Raw genomic sequence first — 12778 nt, 5'->3', positions numbered from 1 at the left:
TATAAGGTTCGGAATCGTGACAATGCAGAGAGTGACCATGACGCAAAGACTTGAACGCCTGATCGACCAGGGCACCGGCCGGGAGCCCGCCGATATCGTGTTGAAGGGTGGGAAATTCTTCGATCTCGTCACCGGCGAATTGGTCAACTCAGACATCGCCATCTGCGGCGACCGCATCGTCGGAACCTGCGGCGAATATGCCGGCAAGACGGAGATCGACATTACCGGCAGGATCGTCGTCCCAGGCTTCATCGACACCCATCTGCATATCGAAAGCTCGCTCGTCACGCCGCATGAATTCGACCGTTGTGTCCTACCTTATGGCGTCACCACCGTCATCTGCGATCCACACGAGATCGCCAATGTCATCGGCGAGGATGGCATCCGCTATTTCCTCGACAGTGCCGAACAGACGATCATGGACATCCGCGTCCAGTTGTCCTCCTGCGTGCCCGCCACCCATCTGGAAACCGCCGGCGCCGACCTGCCGATCGAGAAGCTCCTGCCCTTCCGCGATCATCCGCAGGTCATCGGTCTTGCCGAGTTCATGAATTTTCCCGGCGTCATCTACAAGGACCCGGTCTGCCTCGCCAAACTCGACGCCTTTTATGGCGACCACATAGACGGCCATGCGCCTTTGCTGCGCGGCAATGATCTCAATGGTTACCTGTCCGCCGGCATCCGTACCGAACACGAAAGCACAACGGCGGAAGAAGCGCTGGAAAAGATCCGCAAGGGCATGCACATCCTCGTGCGTGAAGGTTCCGTTTCCAAGGACCTGGCTGCCCTGATGCCGATCATCACCGAGCGCCTGTCGCCCTATCTGGCGCTTTGCACCGACGACCGCAATCCGCTTGATATCGCCGAACAGGGCCATCTCGATTACATGATCCGCACCGCGATCAAGGCAGGTGTCGAACCGCTCGCCATCTATCGCGCCGCCTCGATCTCGGCGGCCAAGGCGTTTGGCCTGCGCGACCGCGGTCTGGTCGCCCCCGGCTGGCGCGCCGATCTCGTCGTTATCGACTCACTGGAAAACTGCCGGGCCGACATGGTCTTTTCCGCCGGCCGACACGTGACCGACGAACTTTTCGCCACTCGCAAACCCGTCGCCCCGGTCGGCCTCGACAGCGTCAAGGCAAGGCCCGTCCAGGCCATGCATTTCGGCGTGCCGTATTCCGAAGCAGAAACCCCGGTCATCGGCGTTATCCCCGGAAAGATCATCACCGAACACCGGCGCTATCGCCTGCCTGCCGCCGGCAACCAGGCCGGTGTCGACCTTGCCCGCGACATCATCAAGGTCGCGGTCATCGAGCGCCACGGCAAGAACGGCAACCACGCCAATGGTTTCGTCCAGGGGTTCGGGCTGAAAAAGGGCGCCATCGCCTCGACCGTCGGCCATGACAGCCACAACATCTGCGTCGTCGGCGTCAGTGAGGATGACATGGCACTCGCCGCCAATCGGCTGGGCGAGATCAAGGGCGGGTTCGTCGTGGTGGAAGATGGCAAGGTCACCGGCGAGATCGCACTTCCCATCGCCGGCCTGATGAGCCTTGAGCCTTACGAATGGGTCCGTGACACGCTGCACGACCTGAGAAAACACGCCTATGCCCTTGGAACGACGCTCGAAGAACCGTTCCTCCAGGTGGCATTCCTACCTCTGCCGGTGATCCCGCATCTGAAAATTTCGGATATGGGCATGGTCGATGTGGATCGGTTCCAACTGATCTGAGGTGAATGACAGCCAAGCTCTGCGCAATGCCCCTCATCCGCCTGCCGGCACCTTCTCCCCGTAAACGGGGCGAAGGCGGTATGCCGCACCCTCTCCGCCCCCCCTCCGCGATGCGCGGGCCACGTCCCCTCTCCCCGTTTACGGGGAGAGGTGGAGAGCAACGTGTTGCTCTCTGGGTGAGGGGCAGCTCTACCTCCAAGGCAGCGTCACCCCCTGAAAAACGCCAGCAGATCGGCGTTGATGATATCCGCATGCGTCGTCGCCATGCCATGCGGCAGCCCGTCATAGACCTTCAGCACGCCATTCTTCAGAAGCTTCGAGGACAGCGGCGCGGAATCGGCAAACGGCACAATCTGGTCGTCCGTCCCGTGCATCACCAGCACCGGCACGTCGATCACCTTCAGGTCCTCGGTAAAGTCCGTTTCGGAAAACGCCTTGATGCAATCGTAATGGGCCTTGGTGCCGCCCATCATTCCCTGCCGCCACCAGTTGCGGATCACCCCTTCGGAGACTTCGGCGCCCGGCCGGTTGTAACCATAGAACGGCCCCGTCGGGATATCGAGGAAGAACTGCGCCCGGTTGGCCGCCTGCGCCTTGCGAAACCCGTCGAACACTTCGAGCGGCAAACCGCCGGGATTTGTCTCGCTTTTGACCATGATCGGCGGCACGGCCCCGATCAGCACCGCCTTGGCGACCCGCCCCTGCGGCTGGCCAAATTTGGCGACATAACGCGTCACCTCCCCGCCCCCGGTGGAATGGCCGACATGGATCGCGTTTTTTAGGTCGAGATGCCCGGCAAGCTCCGCCATGTCCGCGGCATAGGTATCCATCTCATTGCCGATATCGGTCTGGCTGGAGCGCCCATGTCCACGCCGGTCATGGGCGATCACACGGAACCCTTCGGCCAGGAAGAACAGCATCTGCGCATCCCAGTCGTCAGCCGAAAGCGGCCAGCCATGATGGAAGACGATCGGCTGGGCATCCTTTGATCCCCAGTCCTTGTAGAAGATCTGCGTGCCGTCCTTGGTGGTGATGAAACTGCTGCTCATGATTTTCCCTCAAGTTGATCTGGCAAAATGCGTGCGAGCTATGCGGGGTATCAGCCGGGCTCTCTGGAGCCGTGCGGCGCAACGCCACGATATGACGAGTTATCGGCTTTGGAAATTGGGCCGAAAGGCTGAAAGATGATGAGATGCCACCCGCGTCTAACCGAACAGCGGGAGCGCTCCCGGATTCAGCGGATACTCAACCATTCGGTTGACAATAAAACGCAGCAAGCGCATATTCAACCACATGGTTGAATTACCCGCACATCATATCGACACTCTCTTCCATGCGCTCAGCGACGCAACCCGCCGCCGGATGCTGCAGGATCTCACGGCTGGCCAGCGCACCGTTGGCCAGCTGGCCGAACCACACACCATGTCGCTCGCCGCCGCGTCCAAACACATCAAGGTTCTGGAGGGCGCCGGCCTCGTGCGCCGGGAGATCCATGGACGCACCCATCTATGCCGGCTTGATCCCGGCCCGCTCGCCACCGCGCATCAATGGCTGTCCTTCTATGAACGGTTCTGGACCGGAAGCCTCGATGCGCTCGAACACCTGCTCAGGCAGGACGATGCGCGCATAGCCGCGGCGGGGGAGCAGAGCTCCGTTGATCCTTTGGGTAAACCTGCCCCGACGACCACATCGAAACCTGGAACTGACACTTGAATCAAAACTGGGAGAAGACCGATGAACAGCATGAACCTGTTGGACAAATACGGTTCGGTAACCGCCCCGTCCGAGCTCACCATAAAGCGAAAGCTGCCCGGCCCGATCGAACGGATCTGGGATTACCTGACCGATAGCGACCTGCGTCGCCAATGGCTTGCCTCCGGCATCATGCCATCACAGTCCGGAGCGCCATTCGAACTCGTCTGGCGCAACGACGAACTGACGGACGCAGCCGAAACTCGTCCCGAGGGTTTTCCCGAGGAGCAGCGGATGACAAGCGAGATCGTCGTCTTCGAAGCACCGCATCATCTCGCCTTCACCTGGCCACCGCGTGGCGAAGTCTCGATCGAACTGAAGACAATCGGTACGGATGTCCTCCTGACGCTTGTCCACAAACGCATCTCCGATCGCAAAAACATGACCATGGTCGGCGCCGGCTGGCACATGCACCTTGATATTCTCGCCGCAAAGGCTGCCGACAAGACGCCAGAACCCTTCTGGCAGGGCTGGTTGCGGCTGAGGCAGGAATACGAAAGGCTTATCCCCGAATGAAACCCCGAGCCTCCACCTTACGCAGCGTGGAGGCTCCCTCCCTGATCGCGATCCACCCGCTTTACCCATGGAGACGACATGACGAGCAGACCTTTTCTTGGCGGCTGCGCCTGCGGTGCCATCCGATATCGGGCGCAGGGCGAACCGGCCGCGATGATCGATTGTCAGTGCCGGCAGTGCCAGCGTGAAACTGGCACGGGCCATACCTCAAATCTGCTTTTCATCGGCGCGAATGTCGAGCTGGAAGGCCAGCCGAGTTACTGGCACGCGACCGGTGACGGTGGCGGATTGAAAAAGCGCGCCTTCTGCCCCACCTGCGGCGCACCGGTCTACATGACCTTTCCCGACATGCCCGACTATTTCATCATCCGCGCGGCAAGCCTCGACGAACCGGAACGTTACCGTCCGCAGATGGCCACCTGGACCGATGGCGCCCAGCCTTGGGATCGTCTCGACCCGGCCCTGACGGCATTCGCGAAGATGCCGCCGGCCGGCTGATACACGTCATCCGGCATCGGCCTTGCGGGACTGTCCAAAGAGCGACCAATTAACCGGTTCTTTGGACATTCTTGTTGTCAGGTCTTGAAGATGTCATCTGCGTCAGGCAATAGGCCCCCACGAGTTTTAGAACAATCGTAAGAAGGCCGGCCGGACGAAATGCTGCAGACCCCCTACTATCTCATCGACAAGTCGAAACTGCTCCAGAACATGGAGAAGATCGCGACCGTGCGTGAGAAGTCGGGCGCCAAGGCTCTGCTGGCGCTGAAATGTTTCGCCACCTGGTCGGTTTTCGATTTCATGCGCGACTATATGGACGGCACCACCTCGTCGTCGCTGAATGAAGTCCGCCTCGGCCATGAGCGTTTCGGCAAGGAAACCCACGCCTATTCCGTCGCCTATGCCGATTACGAGATCGACGAGGTCGTCAGCCACGCTGACAAGATCATCTTCAACTCGATCGGCCAGCTGCAGCGCTTCGAGGGCCAGTCCTCCGGCATCACCCGTGGCCTGCGCCTCAACCCAGGCGTCTCCTCGTCGAGCTTCGATCTCGCAGACCCCGCCCGCCCCTTCTCGCGGCTGGGCGAATGGGATCTGAAACAGGTCGAACCGGTCATGGAGATGATCAGCGGCTTCATGATCCACAACAACTGCGAGAACAAGGATTTCGCCCTGTTCGATCGCATGCTCGGCGATATCGAGGAAAAATTCGCGCCGCTGCTGAAAAAGGCCGAATGGGTCTCGCTCGGCGGCGGCATCCATTTCACCGGTGACGATTACCCGGTCGACCGGTTTGCCGAGCGCCTCAAGCGTTTTTCCGGCGAATACGGTGTCCAGGTCTATCTGGAACCGGGTGAAGCCTCGATCACCCGCTCGACGACGCTGGAAACCACCGTCCTCGACACACTTTACAACGGCAAGAACCTTGTCGTGGTGGATAGTTCCATCGAAGCGCACATGCTGGATCTCCTGATCTATCGTGAGAATGCCAAGGTTCATCCCAACCAGGGACCCCATCGTGCGATGGTCTGCGGCAAGTCATGCCTTGCCGGAGATATTTTCGGGGAATTCGACTTTCCCGAGGAAGTAAAGATCGGCGACCGCATCTCGTTCCAGGATGCCGCCGGTTACACGATGGTCAAGAAGAACTGGTTTAACGGCGTGAAAATGCCGGCAATCGCCATCCGGGAACTGGATGGCAGCCTCAGGACGGTCCGTGAGTTTGACTACACGGACTACGAACAGAGCCTTTCCTGACACCCAGGGCCGGACGGCCCTCAGGCAAGACTCGTCTGACGATTGGACGCAAGGAGTGGTCCCCAATATGAAGAAGAACGTGCTCATCATCGGCGCCGGCGGCGTCGCTCAGGTTGTTGCCCACAAATGTGCGCAGAACAACGACGTGCTCGGCGATATCCATATCGCCTCGCGCACCAAGGCGAAATGCGACGCCATCATCGCCTCGGTCCACGAGAAGAAGGCGATGAAGAGCCAAGGCGTGCTCGAAGCCCACGCGCTCGACGCGCTGGACATCGAAGCCACAAAGGCGCTCATCGAAAAGACCGGTTGCCAGATCGTCATCAATGTCGGCACCGCCTTTTTGAACATGTCGGTGCTGCGCGCCTGCATGGATACCGGCGTCGCTTACATCGACACCGCCATCCACGAAGAGCCGAACAAGATCTGCGAAACCCCGCCATGGTACGGCAACTACGAATGGAAGCGCGCCGCTGAGTGCGAGGAAAAGGGCATCACCGCCATCCTCGGCGCCGGCTTCGATCCGGGCGTCGTCAACGCCTATGCGCGTCTGGCCAAGGACGAGTACCTCGACACCGTCACTGACGTCGATATCGTCGACATCAATGCCGGCAGCCACGGCAAATATTTCGCCACCAATTTCGACCCGGAAATCAATTTCCGCGAATTCACCGGCGTCGTGTATTCGTGGCAGGGCGGCGAATGGAACGTCAACAAGATGTTCGAAATCGGCAAGGACTACGACCTGCCGGTCGTCGGCACCCGCCGCGCCTATCTCTGCGGCCATGACGAAGTCCATTCGCTGGCCAAGAACATGGACGGCGCCGACGTGCGCTTCTGGATGGGTTTCGGCGATCACTACATCAACGTCTTCACCGTCCTGAAGTCGATCGGCCTCCTGTCCGAACAGCCCGTAAAACTGGCTGACGGCTCCGAAGTCGTGCCGCTCAAGGTCGTCAAGGCCTGCCTGCCCGACCCGTCGTCGCTGGCGCCGGAATACGAAGGCAAGACCTGCATCGGCGACTTCGTCAAGGGTGTGAAGGACGGCAAGGAACGCACGGTGTTCATCTACAATGTCGCCGACCACAAGGAAGCCTATAACGAAGTGGGCAGTCAGGGCATTTCCTACACGGCAGGCGTTCCGCCGGTCGCCGCCGCCATGCTGGTGGCAACCGGCGAATGGGATGTCAAGAAGATGGCCAATGTCGAAGAACTGGCCCCGCGCCCGTTCCTGAACATCCTCAACAAGATCGGCCTGCAGACCTGCATCCGCGACGAAAGCGGCGAACGCGAGCTGCATTTCGACTGAGACATGGCGCGCAGCGCCTGAAAACACCAAAGGCCCACGATTGTTCGTGGGCCTTTTCTTTGTGTCCTGCAATATTCGTCAGGCGGCGTCGAACAAGGTCAATGCCCGGTTCGCCCATTTGACCCTGCTGGAAAGGTGGATGATCCCAGGTCTTTCGAAGACCTGGCAAAAAACTTCGGTGGCAACCGTCAGCGTGGCGGTATTCTTCAGCGCGGGAATGGTCCTTTTCTCGCTGCCATTCAGTTCATGGCAGAGGAAACCGTAATTGCCCTCGTCGGAATCCATCGTCACGCCGTTTGCCTTGCACCAGTTCTGAAAATCCGTGCGCCGGCTGCCCGTCCACTGCGCCCATCCGTATCCGCCAAGACCGCTACCGACCGGATTGACCTCCTGCATGATCCTCAACCCGCCAGATTCATGCCCGAGATTTCCCATGATACCGGCCGCCTGCACCTTGGTCAGAGAAAAATCGGACATCAGCTGCCGCATGATCTTGGGCGCCTTCTGATCGAAATCCTCCCCCGGAAAATTGCCAAGGTTCGCTCCCCGGGTGAATGCCGCCTGCTGCACAAGGGGCGCAACTGTCGCAAGAGCAGTGTTGAGCGATGCCGTCAGAGCCGCGACCATCTGCGAACAGCTGCCGGCGACCACACCGGGAAACCGTTGCTGTGACGAGTGCAGGTCTTCTGCAGACAGGAACTGGTTTACTGGCGCATCCGCGCCCTGCAGCATCGCCACGGCCACCTTGGCCGTGACAAGCTGGGTAAGGTAGAGTTCCAGAGCATTCGTCGGATGCCCGAATTGTTCCGCGGCTTCGGCTTGCGCCTTGAGAACCATATAGGTGAACACCTGCGTCTGCCGGCGCCACTTCGATATGTCACCCTCCGTAAAACCGAAGTCGAAATCGCCGCCATTTCGGTTGGCAGTCCATTCGGCGGCATTCAGCCCGAACGGCCCCTGACCTGCCGGAACCGGGCCATCAGAAATGCCGCTGCGAAGCTCGGCGATCGCCGCGATGTAATGCGGACTGATACCGAAGGTCAGGCCTTGGAAAACACATTCCTTGCAGAAGCTTTCTCTCTCAATTGCCATTGCCTGCCCCCGGCCCTATCGGCTCACCACATTTCCTGCCCTTGTCGTCGACGAGGTCACGCAGCGTGGATGAACCACGGTCGTTGATATGTTCGGGATTGGTTCTGTCGACGGAATCCGGGTCGTTTTTCTCCAGATACTGGCGGATCCTTGTGCGGGTATTCGACCCCGCCATGCCCCAGTCGCCGTCAGCCGCCACACACAGCGCTTTCTGGATATCTCGCAAATCACCTGCCGACAGCCGCTTCTCGGCAGCCGTAACCGCGTTTTTCGCATCTGGAGAAGACGGCTTTATCGGCGCGATCGGCCTTGTCGCCTCGGTGATTATCTGCACGCGTGACGTAGTTGGCTGTACACTCTTGATCGAGATGTCGAATGCGCCGGAACTTGAACCTCTCGGCGCTTCCGGAACCGCCATCGCCGTGCCGAGATATTTCGTGATCCGCCCTTCGATCGTCGCTGGCAGACATAGGTCGAGATAACGTTGCACATGGTAATAGACTTCCGGCTCGCTCAGCCTGGCCTTCCTCGTGCTCACCGCATCGCGATAGGCCAATTGCTGGCTGCTGACGAACTCCTTTGTCGCAGCGGCCGGCAGCTTGTAGAGGAACGAGCTGCCGGACACGTCGATAAGGCTCGATGTCAGCCCGAACGCCTGTGCAACCACCGCCATGCTCAGCCGGCTTGCACCGGTAACGCTCAGAATGGCATTGGTGGTCTGCCCGGCGGCCGAAACGCCTGATTTGGCGGCCAGCAGCTTTCGTTCCGCCGAAAACAGCTCGCTGAAATAGATCCGGCACTGATCGTCGACATAGTTGAACCCGTAAAGCGTCGCGGAATAGAGATCCCCGCTGCCGGAATCGCGCTGCAACGCTCTGACGATATTCGCCTGCTTGTCGGCAGAGAGGCTTACATCGCTTAATTTCAGGTCCGCCGGCACCCCTTGGCGGGCCAGCGTGTAGTTACCATCGCACGCACTGAGAAATACCGCTGGCATAGCCAGAAGCATACAAAACAACCGCATCGCGAATTCCCCTCAACCTTGAGGGGAATATTAACACTATCCGACACGTTCTCAACATGAATCACGATCGCATGGGTCTGCGCCGCCAATTCCTCTTCCATCTGCCGATTTATATTGGCGTTTTTCTTCGACGCAGGCGCGTCGTCAATATCCGCCCGGCAACCGTCTCACACCCTCGCGCAAAACACGTCGACCGGCTCCAGAACCGCAACTCCGTTCTGAAGTCTCGACGTGAACCCCGGCATATCCACCGGCATGACGGAGCCGAACCGCGCCGGCAGGGTGAATTTCTGCGGCTCCCGCGTCATGTTGAAGACGAACAGCAGTTTCTCGCCGCCCTTCTCGCGCACGAAGGCAAGCAGGTCCTGATTGGTCTCGATGAAGGTCATGTCGCCATCGATCAGCGCCGGATGCGACTTTCGGAACGAAAGTGTTGCCCGATAGTGGGCAAGAACCGAATCCGCCAGTTTCTCCTGTGCATCGACGGCGCGGCTGGCATGGTCGGCCGGCACCGGCAGCCATGTGGTCGCGCCGTCGGTGAACCCGGCATGCGGCGCCTTGGCGTCCCACACCATCGGTGTGCGGCATCCGTCGCGCCCCTTGAAGGCCGGCCAGAAGCGGATGCCATAGGGGTCGCGCAGGTCCTCGAAGGAAAGCTCCGCCTCCGTCAACCCCAGCTCTTCGCCCTGATAAAGGCAGATCGAGCCGCGTAGGGTCGAAATCAGCGAGGCAGACAGTTTTGCCACGCGATCCTGCTCCAGCGGATCCTCGATGAAGCGCGTGACATGCCGCACCACGTCATGGTTTGAAAACGCCCAGCACACCCAGCCGTTGACCACCGTGTCGAGCACGGTCTGCATCACCTTGCGGATATAACCCGCTGAAAACGCCGGCCCCAGAAGGTCGAACGTGTAGCACATATGCAGCTTGTCATTGCCGGTCGTGTAAAGCGCCAGCGTGTTGAGCGAACGCGGCCCATCTCCCACTTCACCGACCGAAGCGCGATCGTCGTAACTGTCGAGCAGCGCCCGGAACCGCTTCAGGAAACCGATATTTTCCGGCTGCGTCTTGTCATAGAGATGGTTCTGCATCGAATAGGGATTGGTATCCGTCTCCATGCCGGCGCCATCGGTGTCATACACCATCGGCGGATTGTTCCTGAGCTCCCGGTCGTGGAAATAATAGTTCACCGTATCGAGCCGGAACCCGTCGACGCCGCGCTCCAGCCAGAACTTCACCGTATCCAGCATCGCATCCTGCACATCCGGATTGTGGAAGTTGAGATCCGGCTGCGAGATGAGGAAGTTGTGCATGTAATATTGCTTGCGCACCCCATCCCATTCCCAGCCCGGTCCGCCGAAGATCGACAGCCAGTTGGTCGGTGCGGTGCCATCGGGCTTGGGATCGGCCCAGACGAACCAGTCGGCCTTGGGGTTGGTGCGGCTCGTGCGGCTTTCGATGAACCACGGATGCCGGTCGGACGTGTGCGAGATCACCTGGTCGATGATGACCTTCAGGCCAAGCCGATGCGCCTCCGTCATCATCGCATCGAAATCGGCAAGCGTGCCGAACATCGGATCAACATTGCAATAATCCGAGACGTCATATCCCATGTCGGCCATTGGCGAGGTGAAGAAGGGCGACAGCCAGATTGCGTCGACACCGAGCGAGGCGACATGCGGCAGCCGCTGGGTAATCCCCCTGATGTCGCCCAGCCCGTCGCCGGTCGTATCCTGGAAGGAGCGCGGATAGATCTGGTAGATCACCGCACCGCGCCACCAGTCCGAATTTGGCTTTTTCTGCACTTCCGTCGCCATCCGATCATGCTCCTTTATGCAAATGTTCCAACACTAGTCTGGGTCCCAACCTAGAGCCCCTGCGACAAAAGACAACGCGTATTGAGCCCCCTTCATGGACTTGTCAGACACCGCCTTAAAGCTTATGCGACGACAGGACTTTACCGGAGGGACGGAATTTTGGCGGGCAGGCTTCTTTCGATCGGCGAATGCATGGTGGAACTGTCGCAGGCGGGCGAAGGCCTGCTGCGCAAGGGTTTTGCCGGCGACACGTTAAACACGGCCTGGTACGCCCGCGCCTGTTTTCCTTCCGACTGGTCGATCGATTATTTCACCGCCGTCGGCGATGATCCGATGTCGACCGACATGCTGGCGATGATGAATGCTGCCGGCATCGGCACGAGCCTTGTGCGCCGCATTCCCGGCAAGACGCCCGGCCTCTACCTGATCACGCTGAAAGACGGCGAACGCACATTCAGCTACTGGCGCGATACCGCCGCCGCGAAGAAGCTGGCCGACGATGCCGACCATCTGCGGGCCGCAATCGAAAGCGCCGATATCGTGTATTTCTCCGGCATCACGCTTGGCATTCTGGCACCGGAAGCCGTCGATACGCTGCTGTCGGAAGCCCGCCGCGCCAAGGCGATGGGAAAGATGGTCGTTTTCGACCAGAACATCCGCCCGCGGCTATGGCCCAACAGGACCTATATGCTGAAGACGATCGAGGATGGCGCCCGCGCAGCCTCTCTCGTTCTGCCGAGTTTCGACGACGAGGCGGCCCACTTCGGCGACACGGATGAGACGGCAACGATTGCCCGCTACAAGGCGCTCGGGGTCGAAAACGTCGTGGTCAAGAATGGCCCTGCCGGCGTCACACTCGCCTTCGGCACGTCTGCACCGGTCCATGTGCCGTCCTTGAAGGTGAACAAGGTGATCGACACGACCAGCGCCGGCGACAGCTTCAACGGCGGTTTCCTCTCGCGCCTCGTTCAGGGCGCAACACCGGCCGAATCCGCCGCCTACGGCGCAGCCGTCGCCTCCACCGTCATCTGCCACCACGGCGCCCTGATCAGCCCGGATCTGCTGCCGAAATAAGTGGCCGTCCAGGCCCTTGAGTTCGAGGAGACAGTCAGAACCCGATCGTTTCCTCGTACTCGTCCCACGACTTGTACATCGCATAACGGCCGATGCCGGGGATCGGGATATGGCCGTAGATGGGCGATAACTGCAGTTCGGAAAACAGCTCGCTGCGTTTGGCGACCGCGCCGACATAAATTGCCGAGGCAAGGCCGGTGCGGTTGGCGCCGTGTTCGCAGTGGATCAGGATCGGTTTTTCGGCCTTGCGCATGATCTCGGCCAGCTCTTCGCTTTCTACGATCGGCACGACCTTTGAGGAACTTAAGGGAAAGTCGATCAGCGTGACGCCGTTCTCCTTCGCCGAAGCGGCCTCCTCGGCATACCAGGCACCGTGTTTCTCGTTGCGAAGATTGATGATCGTCTTGATCCCGTAACGCTTCGCGGCGTCATCGATCACCGCGTCACCCGGCTGTGCCGACCGATAGAGCTCGCCGGCAATGACCTCGTGGAAATTGCCGCTCATCTGGTTGATGCCCATATAAAGGCCGATGGCAGCGACGGCTGTCAGGGCGCTGAGGCAGGTGATTTTGATGAGACGCAGGATCAACACGGTCACTCGGGAACATTGGCTTCATCAGCAGATAGGCAATGTCTTTCCCCCGCGCAAGCAACAACGCCCGGCCGTCTCCGTTTGTGATCGAACCATGGCGTCGCGGCGGTTTGCA

General features: G+C 59.8%; 12 protein-coding genes. 7 read left to right on the top strand and 5 right to left on the bottom strand.

Annotated features, from left to right (window positions below; translation table 11 throughout):
- Positions 1-37: 37 nt before the first annotated feature.
- Positions 38-1732: an adenine deaminase gene (gene ade / locus AC2GXZ_RS03885; RefSeq protein WP_483757791.1), complete on the top strand. Its 1695-nt coding sequence runs from the start codon at positions 38-40 to the stop codon at positions 1730-1732.
- 206 nt (positions 1733-1938) lie between these two features.
- On the opposite strand, the gene AC2GXZ_RS03880 is transcribed toward ade, so the two are convergent.
- On the bottom strand, positions 1939-2781 hold the full coding sequence (locus AC2GXZ_RS03880) for an alpha/beta fold hydrolase (protein ID WP_483757790.1): 843 nt from the start codon (positions 2779-2781) through the stop codon (positions 1939-1941).
- A 244-nt stretch (positions 2782-3025) separates the two neighbouring features.
- On the opposite strand from AC2GXZ_RS03880, the gene AC2GXZ_RS03875 reads away from it, so the two are divergent.
- From AC2GXZ_RS03875 to AC2GXZ_RS03855, 5 genes are all read left to right on the top strand, one after another.
- Positions 3026-3445 (top strand): ArsR/SmtB family transcription factor, encoded by a 420-nt coding sequence (locus tag AC2GXZ_RS03875; protein ID WP_483757789.1) that lies wholly within the window; start codon positions 3026-3028, stop codon positions 3443-3445.
- A 21-nt stretch (positions 3446-3466) separates the two neighbouring features.
- Complete coding sequence (locus tag AC2GXZ_RS03870) at positions 3467-4000, top strand: SRPBCC family protein (RefSeq protein WP_483757788.1); 534 nt, start codon at positions 3467-3469, stop codon at positions 3998-4000.
- A 78-nt stretch (positions 4001-4078) separates the two neighbouring features.
- On the top strand, positions 4079-4498 hold the full coding sequence (locus tag AC2GXZ_RS03865) for a GFA family protein (protein WP_483757787.1): 420 nt from the start codon (positions 4079-4081) through the stop codon (positions 4496-4498).
- Between the two features lie 159 nt (positions 4499-4657).
- Positions 4658-5755, top strand: coding sequence for a carboxynorspermidine decarboxylase (locus AC2GXZ_RS03860; protein WP_483757786.1), 1098 nt, complete (start codon positions 4658-4660; stop codon positions 5753-5755).
- Between the two features lie 67 nt (positions 5756-5822).
- Positions 5823-7064, top strand: a complete 1242-nt coding sequence (locus AC2GXZ_RS03855; protein WP_483757785.1) for a saccharopine dehydrogenase family protein — start codon at positions 5823-5825, stop codon at positions 7062-7064.
- 78 nt (positions 7065-7142) lie between these two features.
- Here AC2GXZ_RS03855 and AC2GXZ_RS03850 read toward each other — a convergent pair whose 3' ends face one another.
- From AC2GXZ_RS03850 to bglA, 3 genes are all read right to left on the bottom strand, one after another.
- Positions 7143-8156 carry a phage tail tip lysozyme gene (locus AC2GXZ_RS03850; RefSeq protein WP_483757784.1) on the bottom strand — a complete coding sequence of 338 codons (1014 nt, stop codon included), beginning with the start codon at positions 8154-8156 and terminating at the stop codon, positions 7143-7145.
- Complete coding sequence (locus AC2GXZ_RS03845; RefSeq protein WP_483757783.1) at positions 8146-9180, bottom strand: hypothetical protein; 1035 nt, start codon at positions 9178-9180, stop codon at positions 8146-8148. The genes AC2GXZ_RS03850 and AC2GXZ_RS03845 overlap by 11 nt, the downstream gene beginning before the upstream one ends.
- A 167-nt stretch (positions 9181-9347) precedes the next feature.
- Positions 9348-10997, bottom strand: a complete 1650-nt coding sequence (gene bglA / locus AC2GXZ_RS03840; RefSeq protein WP_483757782.1) for a beta-galactosidase BglA — start codon at positions 10995-10997, stop codon at positions 9348-9350.
- A 159-nt stretch (positions 10998-11156) separates the two neighbouring features.
- Here bglA and AC2GXZ_RS03835 point away from each other — a divergent pair, with 159 nt between their 5' ends.
- Positions 11157-12071 carry a sugar kinase gene (locus AC2GXZ_RS03835; protein WP_483757781.1) on the top strand — a complete coding sequence of 305 codons (915 nt, stop codon included), beginning with the start codon at positions 11157-11159 and terminating at the stop codon, positions 12069-12071.
- 34 nt (positions 12072-12105) lie between these two features.
- Here AC2GXZ_RS03835 and AC2GXZ_RS03830 read toward each other — a convergent pair whose 3' ends face one another.
- Entirely contained in the window at positions 12106-12669 is a 564-nt protein-coding gene (locus AC2GXZ_RS03830) for a fused DSP-PTPase phosphatase/NAD kinase-like protein (RefSeq protein ID WP_483757780.1), read from the bottom strand.
- Positions 12670-12778: the final 109 nt, after the last annotated feature.

Source organism: Aliirhizobium sp. YIM B11859, from assembly GCF_057163345.1.
This window is presented reverse-complemented; position numbering and strand designations above follow the sequence as displayed.

What these genes read in the sequence shown, in the direction of transcription:
- ade (WP_483757791.1), top strand. Translation starts at nt 38, where the DNA reads ATGACGCAAAGACTTGAACGCCTGATCGACCAGGGCACCGGCCGGGAG.
- AC2GXZ_RS03880 (WP_483757790.1), bottom strand. Translation starts at nt 2,781, where the DNA reads ATGAGCAGCAGTTTCATCACCACCAAGGACGGCACGCAGATCTTCTAC.
- AC2GXZ_RS03875 (WP_483757789.1), top strand. Translation starts at nt 3,026, where the DNA reads ATGGTTGAATTACCCGCACATCATATCGACACTCTCTTCCATGCGCTC.
- AC2GXZ_RS03870 (WP_483757788.1), top strand. Translation starts at nt 3,467, where the DNA reads ATGAACAGCATGAACCTGTTGGACAAATACGGTTCGGTAACCGCCCCG.
- AC2GXZ_RS03865 (WP_483757787.1), top strand. Translation starts at nt 4,079, where the DNA reads ATGACGAGCAGACCTTTTCTTGGCGGCTGCGCCTGCGGTGCCATCCGA.
- AC2GXZ_RS03860 (WP_483757786.1), top strand. Translation starts at nt 4,658, where the DNA reads ATGCTGCAGACCCCCTACTATCTCATCGACAAGTCGAAACTGCTCCAG.
- AC2GXZ_RS03855 (WP_483757785.1), top strand. Translation starts at nt 5,823, where the DNA reads ATGAAGAAGAACGTGCTCATCATCGGCGCCGGCGGCGTCGCTCAGGTT.
- AC2GXZ_RS03850 (WP_483757784.1), bottom strand. Translation starts at nt 8,156, where the DNA reads ATGGCAATTGAGAGAGAAAGCTTCTGCAAGGAATGTGTTTTCCAAGGC.
- AC2GXZ_RS03845 (WP_483757783.1), bottom strand. Translation starts at nt 9,180, where the DNA reads ATGCGGTTGTTTTGTATGCTTCTGGCTATGCCAGCGGTATTTCTCAGT.
- bglA (WP_483757782.1), bottom strand. Translation starts at nt 10,997, where the DNA reads ATGGCGACGGAAGTGCAGAAAAAGCCAAATTCGGACTGGTGGCGCGGT.